16 protein-coding genes are annotated in these 16,144 nt (G+C 55.3%); 2 read left to right on the top strand and 14 right to left on the bottom strand.

Annotated features, from left to right (window positions below; all coding sequences use genetic code 11):
* Positions 1-26: 26 nt before the first annotated feature.
* Positions 27-581 (bottom strand): RNA 2'-phosphotransferase, encoded by a 555-nt coding sequence (locus ABH899_RS11495; protein WP_369996232.1) that lies wholly within the window; start codon positions 579-581, stop codon positions 27-29.
* 5 nt (positions 582-586) lie between these two features.
* Positions 587-2,011, bottom strand: coding sequence for an RtcB family protein (locus ABH899_RS11490; RefSeq protein ID WP_369996231.1), 1,425 nt, complete (start codon positions 2,009-2,011; stop codon positions 587-589).
* Positions 2,012-2,438: 427 nt separating this feature from the next.
* Here ABH899_RS11490 and ABH899_RS11485 point away from each other — a divergent pair, with 427 nt between their 5' ends.
* Both ABH899_RS11485 and ABH899_RS11480 read left to right on the top strand, forming a co-directional pair.
* Positions 2,439-3,413, top strand: a complete 975-nt coding sequence (locus ABH899_RS11485; RefSeq protein ID WP_369996229.1) for a copper amine oxidase N-terminal domain-containing protein — start codon at positions 2,439-2,441, stop codon at positions 3,411-3,413.
* Between the two features lie 96 nt (positions 3,414-3,509).
* Complete coding sequence (locus ABH899_RS11480; protein ID WP_009673705.1) at positions 3,510-3,683, top strand: hypothetical protein; 174 nt, start codon at positions 3,510-3,512, stop codon at positions 3,681-3,683.
* A gap of 90 nt (positions 3,684-3,773) precedes the next feature.
* On the opposite strand, the gene ABH899_RS11475 is transcribed toward ABH899_RS11480, so the two are convergent.
* The 12 genes from ABH899_RS11475 to ABH899_RS11420 form a co-directional block, all read right to left on the bottom strand.
* Positions 3,774-4,847, bottom strand: coding sequence for a bifunctional 3-deoxy-7-phosphoheptulonate synthase/chorismate mutase (locus ABH899_RS11475; RefSeq protein ID WP_369996228.1), 1,074 nt, complete (start codon positions 4,845-4,847; stop codon positions 3,774-3,776).
* A 408-nt stretch (positions 4,848-5,255) separates the two neighbouring features.
* A complete protein-coding gene (locus tag ABH899_RS11470) occupies positions 5,256-6,368 on the bottom strand; it encodes a DUF3626 domain-containing protein (RefSeq protein ID WP_369996226.1) in 1,113 nt (370 codons plus the stop codon).
* 149 nt (positions 6,369-6,517) lie between these two features.
* Positions 6,518-7,477: an alpha/beta fold hydrolase gene (locus ABH899_RS11465; protein ID WP_369996224.1), complete on the bottom strand. Its 960-nt coding sequence runs from the start codon at positions 7,475-7,477 to the stop codon at positions 6,518-6,520.
* A gap of 107 nt (positions 7,478-7,584) precedes the next feature.
* Entirely contained in the window at positions 7,585-8,412 is an 828-nt protein-coding gene (locus ABH899_RS11460) for an undecaprenyl-diphosphate phosphatase (RefSeq protein ID WP_369996223.1), read from the bottom strand.
* A 15-nt stretch (positions 8,413-8,427) separates the two neighbouring features.
* A complete protein-coding gene (locus tag ABH899_RS11455) occupies positions 8,428-9,162 on the bottom strand; it encodes an ABC transporter permease (protein WP_369996222.1) in 735 nt (244 codons plus the stop codon).
* Entirely contained in the window at positions 9,155-10,075 is a 921-nt protein-coding gene (locus ABH899_RS11450) for an ABC transporter ATP-binding protein (RefSeq protein WP_369996220.1), read from the bottom strand. The genes ABH899_RS11455 and ABH899_RS11450 overlap by 8 nt, the downstream gene beginning before the upstream one ends.
* Before the next feature lie 82 nt (positions 10,076-10,157).
* Positions 10,158-11,213: a sensor histidine kinase gene (locus ABH899_RS11445; RefSeq protein ID WP_369996219.1), complete on the bottom strand. Its 1,056-nt coding sequence runs from the start codon at positions 11,211-11,213 to the stop codon at positions 10,158-10,160.
* A complete protein-coding gene (locus tag ABH899_RS11440; protein WP_369996218.1) occupies positions 11,210-11,926 on the bottom strand; it encodes a response regulator transcription factor in 717 nt (238 codons plus the stop codon). Before ABH899_RS11440 ends, ABH899_RS11445 begins: the two co-directional genes overlap by 4 nt.
* 218 nt (positions 11,927-12,144) lie before the next feature.
* Positions 12,145-13,059, bottom strand: a complete 915-nt coding sequence (opp4C, locus tag ABH899_RS11435) for an oligopeptide ABC transporter permease (RefSeq protein ID WP_369996216.1) — start codon at positions 13,057-13,059, stop codon at positions 12,145-12,147.
* Positions 13,060-13,071: 12 nt separating this feature from the next.
* Positions 13,072-14,025 carry an ABC transporter permease gene (locus ABH899_RS11430; protein ID WP_369996214.1) on the bottom strand — a complete coding sequence of 318 codons (954 nt, stop codon included), beginning with the start codon at positions 14,023-14,025 and terminating at the stop codon, positions 13,072-13,074.
* Positions 14,026-14,073: 48 nt separating this feature from the next.
* On the bottom strand, positions 14,074-15,093 hold the full coding sequence (locus ABH899_RS11425; RefSeq protein WP_369996213.1) for an ABC transporter ATP-binding protein: 1,020 nt from the start codon (positions 15,091-15,093) through the stop codon (positions 14,074-14,076).
* Complete coding sequence (locus ABH899_RS11420; RefSeq protein ID WP_218230222.1) at positions 15,090-16,100, bottom strand: ABC transporter ATP-binding protein; 1,011 nt, start codon at positions 16,098-16,100, stop codon at positions 15,090-15,092. Before ABH899_RS11420 ends, ABH899_RS11425 begins: the two co-directional genes overlap by 4 nt.
* Positions 16,101-16,144 lie beyond the last annotated feature (44 nt).

Below are 16,144 nucleotides of genomic sequence, written 5' to 3'. Positions count from 1 at the left end.
ACCCTTGCAGGCACGACTGATAACGATTATTGATCGGCAATCGGACGGCAGCATTCGGCCGGAATCCGGTCCGCCAGCCATACTTCGTTCCCGGCGTAATAAAACCGGACGCCTTTCTGTCCGGCCCGGGCTGTATCCACCTCGAGAATGACGAGTTCTCCTCTCCTCTTTCCCGCTAAGGCAGCGAAATGCAGCCCTTCGGACAGGTGCACGTATTGCCGGGACATGGGCAGGAGCCCTTCGGCCATAATTAGGGCAACGGCCTTCCGGTTCGTTCCGTGATAAAGGACAGAAGGAGGTTCGGCCGCCTCGTACGTAATTCGTTCATGACTGTGCCCGTATCTGGCCCGGATATAGTCCTCCGCAATCTCGAACCGCTGTTTTTCGCATTCGCGGACTACTCTTTGAATGTCTTCGGGACGAACATCTTCGAAACCGGACACACGATTCAAAGCAGTCAAAAAATCCCCCAGAGAGCAGAAACCCTCTCCGTCGAGAACAAGTCCGAAATCTCCCGGCGAGTGTCGCAACATTTTGCTCATCAGCTTGCTTAAACCTATATCTTTCTTTGATATCGGCATCTTTATCAAACTCCTTTTATGACAGCCATCGGCCTGCACTTGGCAACAACGGACGCGAGGCCCGCGCCGACGACACTTTCGATAATTTGATCCACATCCTTATAGGCCTGCGGCGATTCGTCGAGAATCGTTTCGAGGGAACGCTGGTTCACGACGACCTCGTCCTCCATACCCACGCGCATACTGGCGGAAAATTCATCTACGGTTACGAGCCTTTTCGTAGCGCTTCGGGACCGGATTCGCCCCGCTCCGTGGCAGATGGAATGATAATTGGCTTTTCCTCCGTCCGCACCCACCATAATATAAGAAGAAGTTCCCATCGAGCCCGGAATTAACGCGGGGTGGCCCGTCGAAGCGTAAGGTTCGGGATTATCCGGATGATTTGCGGGAAGCGCGCGCGTAGCCCCCTTGCGGTGGACGAATACCCGGCGGCCTGCATCTTCCGTATCTTCCTCCCAAGCGTAGTTATGCATCAGATCGTAGAGGGTGGCCAGCTCGAATTTGGAGCCGAATACGTCTTTGCCTGCTTCCCGGATGGCATACGCGATAAGATGGCGATTTACGACCGCATAGTTCAGCGCCGAATACATCAGATCCGTGTACTGTACGGCCAGAGGGTGATCCAAGGAGGCGAACAGCAGATTAGGATCGGCTGTCCCCATACCTTCGGCCCGCATCATTCGTTTGATGTCGCTGCCGCACAACTGGCTGACCGATCCGCCCCACGCACGCGATCCGGAATGGATCATGACGATGACCTGTCCGTCAAACAACCCCCATGCTTCCGCCGTCGCCCGGTTTTCTTCCGCAATTTCCACCGACTGGATTTCGGCGAAATGATTGCCTCCCCCCAGCGTTCCGAGCTGGCGATGAGAACGGTGCCAGACGTTTTCCGGCAGCCGGTTCAGCGAATTCTCGTCAAAACCGAAGCGGCTCGATTCCACGTGAGTCAGCGATTTGGCTTTACGCGGCGTATAGCCGTCGGGGATGTACTTTTTCGGAAGGCCGTGAAGCCCTTTTTTCACCACCGTCTCCAAACGAATATCGGAAAAATGTCCACGGGTATGGGAATCGACCGGCAAGTACTTCTCAATCGTGCGCACCAGCTTCTTCCGCAGCTTCAAATCCTTCAGTTCGTCCTTGTGCAGATTCGTCAGATGAACCCTCATGCCGCAGCCGATATCGCTCCCCACGATGGAGGGGGATACATACCCGTCCTCACTGTTCCAGACGGCCGTAGTGCCGATGCAGGTGCCGACTCCGACGTGAACGTCCGGTGTATAACTCATATAAATCCCGTTCGGGATTTGCAAATTGTTGTTTGCCATTTCGAATACTTTATAGTCCAGCGCCTCATACAAGGACGGTCCGGCGTACACGTGTACGATCCCCGAGGGCAGTTTAACCTGGCGGTAGTAGTTTTCTTTCATAGATAGACTTCCTTTCTTGGTTGAGAAACTTGATAAAAAATAAACGCAAAAAAACCATGGACCTCGCGTCCATGGCTGTCTGCAGCACGGTTATTCAGGACGGCATGCGGAAAACATGCGCCTGACCAACTTTCACATGATCCCGTCGAGACCGGTGAAATGGACTTCTCTGTTCAATTGAATGCGGGAGATGGTAAATGTCATTGTGTCCGGCCTCCTTTCGAATAATTGTACCCATCATACGGTCTGCTACGGCAAATTGTCAATCCGTACCACTGGGAAAAAATAATTATAATTGTTTCGTTTTTTAAATAAGCCTATAAAATCGTGTAACAATCTATTTCTTTTCCAAAATATAGGTTGAAAGTCCTATCTAACTGTGAGACGATTGCGGAAGATTTTTACATAAGAAAAGGGGATACTTATTTTGAACCGGAAAACAAAAACCGCACTTCTGTCCGCCCTGCTTGCGGCTTCGTTCGCAATGCCCGCCAACGTTTTTGCCAATGACCCTGTTAAAGTTTTCATACAAAACGAGCGGGTGCATTTCGACGTCGAGCCGGAGATTGAATCGGGGGTAACTCTCGTCCAATTTCGTCCTATTTTTGAAGAACTGGGCCTAACCGTGGAGTGGGACTCCAAAACCAACACCGTTACGGGCCGAAAAGACGGGCTGTCTATCGTCTTGCAAATAAACAACAAAAATGCAGCCGTTAATGGTGAAACCAAGGTTTTGGAGGCGGCCCCGGCGAATGTGGACGGCAATACAGTCGTCCCTTTGAGATTTATCGGCGAAGCGACAGGCAATCAAGTGATTTGGAACGAATCCGCACGGCAAATCGTTATCCGCAGCGGTGCGGAACGTGGATCAGGCGACAGCTCTACGGTGAGCGATCCTTATTTTAATTGGACTTGGGGAATGAGTCCCGTCGAGGTGCAAGCTACGCTGAATCAAAAACCGTACATCCAATACACCGGTGACAAAGACGGTTACGATTACATGATCTATCACAATCGGTTTGTAGAGGAAAACGACAGCCAATTGGCTTTCAAGTTCAACTCCTCCGGATTAACGGAAGTCGCTTATCTTCCCCTTTTGTCTTCTACCTATGACGAAATTTACGATATGTACGGGGAGATGTCCGGGACACTGTCCGCCTTTTACCGGCAAGACGACGAAGACTACATGATATGGTCGGAAGATCTAGCGGAATCCTTTTATAAACAAATCTACGGAGAGGACCGCAGAGGTATGATCGAAATGGCCATGGGATCGGAAAACTTAGCGATTTTCAACCAATTCGAGGCCGATACCTACAAAGCCTCCTTGCTCTTTACCAATGAGGGCACGCTGACAGAGCCGGAATATAAAATGGGCCTGATCTACTCGCGTCCCAAGTAACTAATACAATCAAGCATCCCTCTTTACTTTTGCTTAAAACGATCAAGAAATTTATAATGGCAGGAGGACATTAGCTCATAAGAAGGAGAATGCACGATGAAGATTTATGCGGTTCTCGCGTTTAACGGAGAGAGTACGGAGAATGTGTGCGTGACGCCGGACGAAGAGAAAGCAATGGCGTTTAAACCGGAAGATTTCGAAGATTGCGATGCGCTGTTCCTGGAAATTTGGGAAGACGGCGAGAAAATAGACGATTACCGTCTCGTTTGAAAAAAAGAACCGGCCGGCCCTTCTTTCCGAGGAAAAAAGGAGCTGTGCCGGTTCTTTTTATAACTGCTCCGCTATGCGGACTCGGGATACTTAAAACAGGCCGGACTCCGTTACCGTTTTGTAGAAGTCTCCGAATTCCTTGAAATTCAGCTGCTGCGCAGCGTCTGAAAGGGCGGTAGCCGGGTCCGGATGGACTTCGACCATTACGCCGTCCGCCCCTGCGGCAAGCGCCGCTTTCGCACAGGGCGCCAAAATATCTTTGCGTCCCGTGGAGTGGGTGACGTCGACAAGCACCGGCAGATGGCTCTCCTGCTTGAGGATCGGCACGGCCGAAATGTCGAGCGTGTTGCGCGTCGCCTTCTCGTAGGTGCGGATTCCTCTCTCGATCAGCATCACCTGCGTGTTGCCCCGGGATACGATGTACTCCGCCGCATTCAGGAACTCATCGAGCGTGGCCGCCAGACCGCGCTTCAACAGGACGGGAACGCGCACATCGCCGGCCGCTTTGAGCAGCTCGAAGTTCTGCATGTTGCGCGCGCCGATCTGGATCACATCGATGTAATCGCAGGCGATTTCGATATGGGCCGGGTCGACGATTTCGCTGATCGTTTTGAGGCCGAATTCGGAAGCCACTTCTTTAAGAATTTTCAGCCCTTCGATGCCAAGACCCTGGAAATCGTAAGGAGATGTGCGGGGTTTGAACGCCCCTCCGCGCATGATCGTCACACCGGCTTCTTTCAGAACAGCCGCGACTTGACGGACCTGTTCGTAGCTTTCGACGGAGCAAGGGCCCGCGATCATGACAGGCTTGCCGGTTCCGACCGAAATTCCGTCACCCAGCGTGACGATCGTGTCCTCTCTCTTGTTTTTGCGGCTTACGAGCAGATGTTTCTTCTGGCCTTCTTCCTGCAAGTTAAGCGACGCCTTGAAAATCTGCTTGAACAGATGCCGGACGGTCTCGTGGCTGAACGGGCCTTTATTGAGCGCCACCAGTTCATCGAGCATTTTCTTTTCGCGGACGGGATCGAATTTCGGGACTCCCTGGCGTTCCTTCTCCTGACCGATCTCCTGGACGATCTCTGCCCGCTCCGAAAGCAGCTCCAGCAGTTGTCCGTTGATCGTATCCAGCCGTTCACGCAGTGCGTCTAAATTTCCTTGTGCCATCGTAATCTCTCCTTTTTATGTCCAGAAAATAAAAAAAGACCTCTCCTCCGCAAGGGACGAGAAGTCGTGGTACCACCCTTATTCGAGAGAACGGACTGCATGAAAAAAGTTCGGTCCTCTCACTTTCGGCCCTGTAACGAAGGGAATACGGGTAACCCTAGAGAAAGCCGCTTGCGGCTGTCCATCAGGTACCGGCTCCGGAGTGAACTTCGGCGGGGACATTTTCTCGGACGCTCTCAGTCGGTGGCGGTCCGTTCCTGTCATAAATGTCAATCCGCTTACTCTCTCCATCTCAGCCTGTTCAACAAGTAATTTTAATCATTCTAACCCAATGGAAAAAATAAAAGCAAGCTGCCGGTTTAACGCGAAGTTGCTTTGTCGCAATAAAGCAACTTCCCAGCCCGGCAATCAGCCGAAGCGGACGAGCACGTGCCACAGCTGCTTCAAATATTGAAGCACCTCGGCCGGAGTCCCGAAGTCCGCCCATGCTTCCGGCTGACGATGCAAGCTGGCCGCGGCTCTGCCGATCGCGGCCGCATCGAACATGTCCGGGGACGCCGCCCCCGTCCCGAAGGACGCAGCGACTCGCCGCGCAAGCGGAGGCATAACGGGTCCGCGGAAATCTTCCGGCACCGATCCGGCGGCAAGCCGGAAGCCGCGATGCCAATAGAGCGGAATGCCGTAAGCCCCGCTCAGCGCGTCAAGCTGCGTGCCGATGGCGGTGCCTTGAAACGACGGGTCCGCGACGAGCGCGTCCACGTCGGACTCCAGGCGGATCGCCCCGTGTATCTGCGCTTCGATGTAGGCGTCGAGGGCGCGGCCTATTCCGCCGATGGCACCCGGACCGGGCAGCCCGTCTTTGCTCGCAGGCTCCGCCGCGCTCAGACAGCGGGCTGCAAACGCCCCCGCTCCTGGCACATTCGAAGCGAGCGCCGAGCCCGTGGTCCGCACCTCTTCGAGCAGGGCCGCCAGCACCGGCATAAACACCTTGCGGGTGCCCGCATGTTCCGGCTGCGCATGGCTGTCCCCGCAGGTAAACGTGCACCGGTCCAGGACGCCGGCTTTCAGCCGGAAATGGCAGGACCCGAAGCGCGGCGACGCCCCGTCCGCGTAGCGCATCACGTTCAGCGCGCCGTATTTCGGCCGGTCGCACGACTGCACGCTCTCCGCCTGATACGCGCCCGCGAACAGGCTTCGCTCCCAGCGGTCGCGGTCCCCGCCCGGATAAGCGCTCAAGCCGCCGCTGGAGATGCGCGTTTCGAACTGGCTCCGGTATTCGCCGTCCTGCAGCAGCCCTTCCGCAACGGTAAGGCCCCCCGCGATGAGCCGGTCCGGGTGAAAATTCAGCGTGACGCGGGAGCGGGCCACAACCGCTGCGCACAGCTCTTCCGCGGACAAAGCGTCGAAATCCGCCTCGCGCAAAATTTCCACGGCCTTCTCCCTCGCATGCGGCTCCTCCGCCGCTGCTTTGGCCTCAATGGCCTCCAGTGCCCGCTCCTGGCAACGTTTCAGCTCCGTCATGGCGAATCCCCCTCCGCATTTTCCCGTGATGATACCCGACTTCCTGCAAACATCCTCATGTATCCGCGACGATGTCTGACTTACTACAGATTATAGGCCGGAAACACGACAAAGGCCAAGGGAAAAATCCCCCGGCCTTCGCGGTCCTTTTATAACTGCTGCAAAAACATAAATTGTTTATCGCCCATACCCGGAAGTCCCTCGTGAGCAAAATCGGGGTAGATCTCCAGCTGTACCGGCGCCTTCAATTTATTAAGCACCGCATACTGCGTGGACGGCGGGCATACGGTATCCATCAGGCCGATGCCGAACAAAATATCCGCCGTAATCCGGGAAGCCAGGTGCTGAATGTCGATATAGCCCAGTTTGTAGAACACTTCGTCTTCCCGCTTGTGCTGGGGATCGAAAAAACGGAAGTACGTACGCAGCTCCGCGTAAGCGTCCTTGGCCAGATCCATTTCCCAGACGCGTTTGTAGTCGCTCAGAAACGGGAAGTTGGCCGCGACCTTGCGGATGCGCGGCTCCAGTGCCGCGCAAGCGAGCGCCAGCGCGCCGCCCTGCGATCCGCCCATCGTGGCGACGCGGCTGCCGTCCACTTCCTCGAAATCCATCACGATTCGCGCCAGACGGACCGTATCCAGGAAAACATGGCGGAACAGCAGCTCGTCGGGGTGCTCATCCAGTCCGCGGATAATGTGACCGTGATGCGTATTGCCCCCAATCCCGCCGATATCCTGCGACTTCCCGCCCTGACCGCGTACGTCCAGCGCCGCTACCGAATAGCCGAGCGCGGCGTACGGAAGCCGCTCCAGCCAGTCTCCGGCATGGCCGGTATAGCCGTGAAACTGAAGAACCGCCGGATGCGGTTTGCCGTCCGATTTCGGTTTCACGTATTTCGCGTGAATCCGTGCCCCTTTTACACCGGTAAAATACAGGTCGAAGCACTCGGCGTAAGGGACCTTAAAGTCCGACGGAACCAGTTCCACCTGGGGATTTACGGAATCCAGTTCGGCCAGCGCGCGCTCCCAGTACTCGTCAAAGTCCGACGGACGCGGATTTCTTCCCTGGTACTCTTTCAGCTTTTCCAATGGCAGATCAATTAAGGGCATTTTGAACTTTCCTTCCTTCTTGTATATATATAATTGGAGGTTTGTTCCTAATCTACCTTGATCATATCACCCGGTTTAAACAAAAAACAACCAAAATTTCGCTTCGTCTAAAGCAGCACCATGTAAATGACTGCCGCCAGCACGAGCCGGTAAATCGCGAACGGAACGAGCTTGATCCGGTTGATCAGCTTCAGGAAGAAACGGATGGAAATCAGGCCGAACACAAAGGCGCTTACAAAGCCGACGGCGAAGAAAGGGATGGCCTCCGCCGGAATCGAGTCCCAGCTTTTGAGCAGCTTCAAAAAGCTTGCGCCGGCCATGATCGGAACGGCCATAATAAACGTAAAATCGGCCGCCGCCCTGTGGCTCAGCCCCAGAAGCACTCCCCCGGATATTGTGGAACCCGAACGGGAGAAGCCCGGCCACATGGCAAGGCACTGGAACAAGCCCATGCCCAGCGCTTGTTTATACGTCATCCGGTCCACCGTATCGGTCTTGGGGACGGACGGCCGCCGCCATTCCGCAACCAGCATCAGGACGGCTCCGAGTACAAGCCCGATGACGACCGTGCGTGTGGAGAACAGATACTCGTCGATATAATCTTCGAAGAGAACGCCCAGAACGCCGAAAGGAATAAGTCCTACGATGACTTGAAGAAGGTTGAGCCGCGGACCTCCCTCGTCCTGCCCCGGCAGTTTTTTCAAGCCGAGCAGGTTCATAAAGCGGTCCCGCATCAGAACGACTACGGCCAGTATAGAGCCGAGCTGAATGACGACCTTGAACGTGTTGGCCGCCTGCGGAGTAAACAAATTTTTGGTCTGAAACCAGGCATCATCCACGATAATCATATGGCCGGTGGAAGAAACCGGAGCGAACTCCGTAAGCCCTTCGACCAGTCCGAGTATAAACGCCGCAAAAGCTTCCCATAGATTCATAGCCGCATGCTCCTTTTATTGAATATCCGATTTGTTAAAGTAAATAATCGTTGCCGCCAACCCCGCGATAGACGCAGCCAGAATGACAAGGACAGAGTACAGAACCGGATATTCGGGCACATACGCTTTGTTGGCGACGACGTGAACCGCCGACCATGGAAACAGAGCGCTGTACTTCTTATCTACAAGAGCTACGTTCGCCATAGTGGCAATGGCCGTGAAAATAATGGTCGGCACATAGTTTTTGAACCAGAACGTGACGAAAATCGAAGGGGTCGACAGCAGAAAGAGCAGGACCGCTCCGATCAGATACCGGCCCAGCGAGTACAGAATGACGTGGATCGTGAGCCCGTCGAATCCGCCGATCAGCCCGAATACGAACGTAAATCCCCAGGATATCAGCGTCAGCGCGACGATCCAGATCAGCAGCATAAGCAGTTTGCTGACAAGCAGGCTCGTGCGCGAAACGGGAATGGTCAGCAGGTTTTTGAGCGTGTCCTCCACGTATTCCCGGTTGAACAGGTAAGCCGTTATGACGCCGTACAGCAGCGTTCCGCTGAGCAGCAGCACATACATATTCGTGTTGTAGAAGGAGATTTCATACGTGACGGAAGTCTCCGGTTTTTCGCTTTTCATGTTAAGGAATCCGATAAACATAAGGACGGGCGCGGCGGCGGCTCCAATGACGCTGACCAGGAACATTTTCGCGCGTTTTAATTTCAGCAGTTCGGTATACAGCAGATTAACCAATCGTTCCGCCTCCTATCAGCTTGATGAAATAATCCTCCAGCCTGTCTTCACTGATCGTAAGGCGGGAAACGTCGATGCCGTTCTCCACGAACAACCGGTTCAGACCGGCTTGACGGCCGATATGAGAATAGACGCGGATTTTGCCTTCACCCCGGACTTCGTAATCGTGAATGTCCAGCTCTTTTTCCAGCAGCATGGCCGCCTTGTTATCGTCCGACACTTGAAACTCCAGATGTTTGCGGTTGCGTTTACGCAGTTCTTCGAAGGAAATTTCCTCCAAAAGACGACCCTGGTGAACAATCCCGATCTGATCGGCCAACTGTTCGATTTCGGGCAAAATGTGGCTGGAAATGAGGATCGTCATTTTCCTTTCCTCGGCGAGCGATTTGATCAGCCTTCGGATTTCCTTGATCCCGATGGGATCGAGACCGTTCGTCGGCTCGTCCAGGATAAGAAGCTCGGGATGATGCAGGACGGCTCTCGCGATGCCGAGACGCTGCTTCATCCCCATCGAATACTGTCCGACGAGCTTTTTCGGCTCCTGGTGGAGGCTGACGATTTCAAGCGCATCCTGGATCGCCGTCTTCTTGTGGACCCCCATCAGCCTCGCGTTGATCAGGAGATTTTCGGCTCCGGTCAAATTTTCATAAAAGCCCGAATGTTCGACGATTGAACCGATCCTTCTTAAAAGATTTCGGTTGTGTTTGAACAAATTTTCACCGAATAGTTCGATCTGTCCTTCCGTGGGCTTAATCAGCCCCAGCAGCATCCGGATGGTGGTCGTTTTCCCCGCTCCGTTGCGCCCCAGGAAGCCGTAAATCTGTCCCTGCCCCACGGTCAGCTCCAAGCGGTCCACCGCTTTCTGGTCTCCGTAAGTTTTGGTCAAACCCGTTGTTCTGATAATGGCGCTCATGGTTCCCTCCTGCTCCGTATGGTTCTTTTCTCTGTCTCTATTCAGGATAAGCAGCCGATTTTAAATGCCTCTTAACAAGTTCTTAATTGTTTCTTAAAATGTCGTCCGCAGGCTGAAGACCCTTGCCCGTTTCCGGCAGAGTCAGGTAAAAAGCGGTCCGTACGCCCGGCTCGCTGTCCGCTCCCAGCGTTCCTCCATGCTTCTCGGCGAGGGCTTTCGCAATCGCCAGCCCCAGACCGCTCCCGCCGCCGGCCCGGCTTCTCGACGCATCCGTCCTGTACATCCGTTCAAAGACGAGGCCGAGCTCCTCTGCGGGAATACCCGCTCCGTTGTCCCATACCGTCAGGCAGTACTTCCCCTGCGCCGAGGACAACTCCAGGCCCAGCTTATTCCCTTCCGCTCCGTGCTTGACGGCGTTTTGAATCAGATTATTCAGCATCCGCAGAAGGCTGACCCGGTCCGCGACAACGGGACAAGCTTCCTCGGGGAGCCGCAGAACCAGCTCCAGCCCCGCTTGATGCAGTACCGGCAGGAACTCGATGACGGCTTCGCGTACGGTTTCGGCCAGATCAAGCCTGACGGGTTGAAGCCGGATCTCGTCCGCGTCCAGTTTGGCCAGCAGAAACACTTCGTCGATAAGCTTCTTCAAGGCCCCGGATTTACGGGCCAGCACATCCAGATACTGCCGCTTCTGTTCCTCGCTTCCCGCCACGCCGTCTCTCAAAGCGTCGATGTAGCCGATGATGGACGTCAGCGGAGTGCGGATATCGTGCGAAATATTCGAGAGGAACCTTTTGCGGCCCGTTTCGGTTTTTATGGTATCAACATGGAGCTTGTCCAGTTGTCCGATCAATTCATTGACCGAGAAAATGACTTCGTTCAGAGCCGGATCGTCGTTCGCCAAAATCCGGGTGTTCACGTTGCCTTCAAGCGCCCTTGCCAGCTGACGGTTGATGTCCCGGAGTCTGGCGGTATATCGGAATCTGGACATGAGCAGTCCCGCTGCGGACGCAAAAAGCGCGGCAAACAGCACCCCGCTCGTCAAAGCGCTCGGGGTGCCGACTGCCGTAAGCCCGGCCAGGGCCGCCAGTAAAATCAAATGGATCATGCCCAGCAGCTTAACGGGATCTCTTTTCATAGTCTCTCACCCGCGAATTTGTAGCCGATCCCCCAGACCGTTACGATTCTTTTCGGATCGGACGGATCTTCCTCGATTTTTTTCCGCAGCTTGCGGATATGGACCATGACGGTATTATCGTCTTCAAGATAATCGCTGTTCCAGACTTGGCGGAAAATCTGGGTTTTGGTGAAAACTTGTTCGGGGTTCGTCATAAAAAATTTCAGCAGCTCAAATTCTTTAGCCGTTAACGCGATCTCTTCTCCGTCTTTGGTCAGCGTGAATGTCTTCGGGTCCAGCTTCAAGTATCCGGAGGTCAGAGCCGTTTCCGCTGCCGGACTATTCTCGCTGTTTTCGCTGCCCAGCACTTTGTATCTCCGCAAATGCGCCTTGATCCTCGCGATCACTTCGTGAATACTGAACGGCTTGGTGATGTAATCGTCGGCTCCGATGCTCAGTCCGACTAATTTATCCACTTCCTGGTCTTTGGCCGTCAGCATCAGGATCGGCACGTTCGACGTCTGGCGAAGTCTTCTGCACACCTCGATCCCGTCTACTTTCGGCATCATCAGATCCAGCACGATTAAACTGTAATCGCGTTCCTCCGCAAGCCGGAGCGCTTCTTCCCCGTTATGAGCCGTGTCCGCCATGTATGTTTCTCTTTCCAGATACGTCTTCAGCAGCTCCCTGATTTCTTTCTCGTCGTCTGCAATAAGAATGTGAATTCCCGTCATCCGTGCACCTGCTCCGCAACAATTTTGCTTCTTCTTGTACACTCAGTTTACCGAAATCTCCTTTAAAAGCCAATAAATCGGCAAACACGCATATCCGCAAAAAGAAACGCAAAAAACCCTTTTCTCCGAAACTCCGGGAAGCGGGCGGCAGCGCACACCCTCCAAAAGCCTCTCATCCCGCCGGAAGCGAGAAAAGAGGCTCGTGCGGATACGCTCGATTACGGCTGTGAATCCAGGGCATCGCGCAGTCCGTCCCCGACAAAGTTTATGCTCAGAACGAGGAGCAGAATCATCGCACCCGGCGGAATCCAGAGCCAGGGCTGTTCCGTCAGCACGGTCAGGGACTGGGCGTCCGTGAGCATATTGCCCCAGCTGGCGGTCGGCGGCTGAACGCCCATGCCCAGGAAGCTGAGTCCCGCCTCGCTCATAATGGCGGAAGCAACGCCGAACGTAGCTTGGACGATAACGGGGCCGGCCGCGTTCGGAAGGATATGCCGGAACAGCATACGGGGTGTGCCGTAGCCCAGGGCTGTGCCCGCTCTGACATAATCGAGCTGCTTGATCGTCAGGACGCTTCCCCTGACCAGACGTGCGACGCCCGGCCACGAAAACAAAGCCAGAACCAGAATGATCGTACGCATGTCCGAGCCCAGTACGGCCACGACAACCAGGATGACCATAAGAAACGGAAACGCCATGAACATGTCCGTTATCCGCATGATCGCCATATCCAGCCAGCCTCCGAAATAACCCGAAATCAGACCGACCAGCGTCCCGAATGTCACATACAGAAATACCGAAGCGAAACCGACGATCAGTGAAACGCGGGTCGCATAAACCAATCGGCTGAATACATCGCGGCCGACCTGATCCGTACCCAGCCAGTGCTCCGCGGAAGGAGCGGCCGAGAAAACGCCCGTCACTTCCTTCGGATCATACGGGACGATAACCGGAGCAAGCAGAGCCGCGGCAATCAGCAGCAGAGTCACGACAGATCCGGCTGCGGCCAGCTTATGCCGTCTGAACTTCCGTAAAGCCTGCCGCCACGGCCGCGGCGAATCGGACTCGGCTTCCGTCTCTGCCGTGCCGCTGCGGAAATTCGTTTCGCCCAGTTTCCATTCGGTCAGCGCCACAACTTCCACCTCCTATCCATTGTAACGAATGCGCGGATCCGCTGCGGAGTACAGAAGATCGGTCAACAAATTCGTTGCCAGAACGATACAAGCCGCCGCCAGATTCAGCCCCATGAGAGTGGGATAATCCCTGGAAAGTATCGATTGAATGGTCAACTGGCCGATCCCCGGCCACTGGAAAATTTGCTCGATCAGAATGCTTCCTCCGAGCAGAAGAGGAATTTCCATCGCGATGACGGTAATCATCGGGATCAGCGCGTTCCGGAGCGCATGCTTGTTCGTGACGATAAAAGGATGCAGCCCTTTGGCCCGGGCGGTCCGCAAATAATCCTGCTTCAGCACGTCAAGCATACTCGCCCTCACGTACCGGACCTTCTTGCCGGCGATAAAAACGCCAAGCACAAAGACCGGAAGAATCATATGACGGATCAGATCCCAGACACCCCCGCCGGCTCCCAGCGTGTACATTCCGCCCGTCGGCAAAATTCTTAACTGGACGGCAAAAATATAAATCAGGCTGAGTCCGAAAAAAAACTGCGGGATCGAGGTCCCGACAAAGGACAGCCCCGTCATGACATAATCAAACTTCGTATTTTGCCGGACCGCGCTAATAATGCCGACGGGAACGGCGATCAGCAGGCCGAGAGCCAGCGATGCCGCCGCAAGCCCCAGCGTAGGCCCCAGTCTTTCGGCGATCAAAGTGCTTACGGGGGCGTAAGAGCTGAACGAATAGCCCAATTCTCCGTGCAGCAGGCCGCCGAGCCACTTGGCATACTGCATCCACAGAGGATCGTTAAGGCCCAGCAGTTCTTTGCGCGCGTCCAGCAGCTCCTTAGGCATCGTCGGATCGATTAACATGTCGACCGGGTTGCCCGGAGCCATGTTGATCAGGAAGAAGTTAATGACCGTGATGCCGAATAATACGGGAACCGCAATCAGAATCCGCCGGATCGTATACGGAAGCATAGCGAGGCTCCCTCCTTTCTCTTGCCGCCGGCTCGTTATCCTCTGATTTCAAAACAAGTGATCTGCCGGTTCATCCAGCGGAAAATGACAGGCGGCGGCATGAGCTTCGGCGCCCAGCGGCGGCTCGGCCGTTCTGCACAAGTCCCGGACATACGGGCAGCGCGTATGAAACCGGCAGCCGGACGGCGGGTGTTCCGGACTCGGCACATCGCCGCGGATCAAGATCCGGCCCGCCGAGCGGGCTGTCGGGTCCGGAGGCGGATAAGCATTCAGCAAAATCCGGGTGTACGGATGCTTCGGATTCCGGAACAGCTCCTCTTTGCTTCCGATTTCAACGATTTTACCCAGATACATGACCGCGATCCGGGTGCTGATGTACTTGACCGCCCCTATCCCGTGAGCGATGAACAAATAGGTCAGCTTCAATTCCTTCTGCAGATCGCCGAGCAGATTCAGAATCTGGGCCTGGATCGACACGTCGAGTGCGGAAACCGGCTCATCGCACACGATCAGCTCCGGTTCAAACGAAATCGCTCTGGCGATGCCGATTCTCTGCCGCTGCCCTCCCGAGAACTCATGCGGGAACCGGTTTCCCGAACCGCGGGGAAGCCCGACCAGTTCCAGAAGACGGCCGACGCGCGCGGGAATGTCTTTTTTATCCGCAAGCTTGTGGGCGATAAACGGCTCGGACAGCAGCTCGCTTACTCTTTTGCGGGGATTCAGGGAGGAGTACGGATCTTGGAAAATAATTTGCAGCCGCGTCCTTACCGGCTTTAATTGCCTTCGGGTCTTGGTCGTAATATCCTCGTCCCGAAAAAGAATCCGCCCGGAAGTCGGGTTTTCCAGCCGCACGATAGAACGGCCGATCGTCGATTTGCCGCAGCCGGATTCTCCCACAAGACCCAGCGTTTCCCCTTTGCGGATCGTCAGGCTTACATCATCCACCGCCCTGACGTAGCCTGTCGTACGCGCGAAAACACCGCTTTTGACGGGATAGTACGTTTTAAGATGCTCGACCTTAAGGAGAGGCACATCGTCCGCCGCAGGAACTTCAGGCCGGCCGCTCATAAGGCAGCCTCCTTGCGGACGGGCTTTTCGGGCAGCCTGCCCTCCACCTGGGAGACCCAGCACCGGACCCGGCGGCCTCCCTCCAGAGCGGTCAGTTCCGGCTGCTCTTGCGTGCAAACGGCGGAAGCCCACGCACACCGGGCATGAAACCGGCAGCCTTCCGGCATGCGGTTCAGGGAAGGCACCGTCCCCGGGATCGCCTCCAGTTGTCCGCCGTCTCCGCTAATTCTGGGCATGGAGTTGAGCAGCCCCTTTGTATACGGATGCAGCGGCTCGCGGAACAGCGTAAAAACATCCGCCTCCTCCACAATTTGGCCCGCATACATCACTACGACCCGGTCCGCCATCTCGGCGACGACACCCAGATCGTGCGTGATCAGCAGGATGGCGGCCCCGCTCTCTTCACGAAGCTGTTTCATCAGCTCCAGAATTTGAGCCTGGATGGTCACATCCAGCGCCGTAGTCGGCTCGTCGGCGATCAGCAGCTTCGGCTTGCAGGCGAGCGCCATCGCAATCACGACCCTCTGGCGCATGCCGCCGGACAACGCGTGAGGGTACGATTTCATCAGGACTTCGGCGCGGGGAAGTCCTACTTTTCCGAGCATTTCAATGGCATAGGCCCGCGCTTCTTTACGGGAGAAATCCATATGCCGCCGGATGACCTCCAGAAGCTGTTCTCCGATCGTAAAAACCGGATTAAGCGAACTCATCGGCTCCTGGAAAATCATCGACATGTCCCGTCCCCGGAGCTGTCTTAGCTCCGAATCCGACGATAGCGCCAAGTTGCTTCCCTGGAAGAGGATGTCCCCTTTCTCGATGCGGCCGCTTCTGCCCAGCAGTCTCATGACCGAAAGGGCCGTCACGCTTTTGCCGCTGCCGGACTCGCCGACAATACCGACCGTTTCGCCGGGCAGAAGCTGAAAACTGACTTCATCTACGGCCGTTACTTCTTCTTGTCCCGTCTTGAAAACGGTCTGAAGACGGTGGATTTCCAGCACGGGCAGCATACATTCACCTCTCCTCGGATATAATTTGCAGTTCCCGCCCCGCG

The sequence above is a fragment of the Paenibacillus sp. RC84 genome, from assembly GCF_041260495.1.
Taxonomy (GTDB): domain Bacteria; phylum Bacillota; class Bacilli; order Paenibacillales; family NBRC-103111; genus Paenibacillus_F.
The sequence above is the reverse complement of the archived record's forward strand: the minus strand, read 5'-3'. Positions and strand labels throughout refer to the sequence as shown.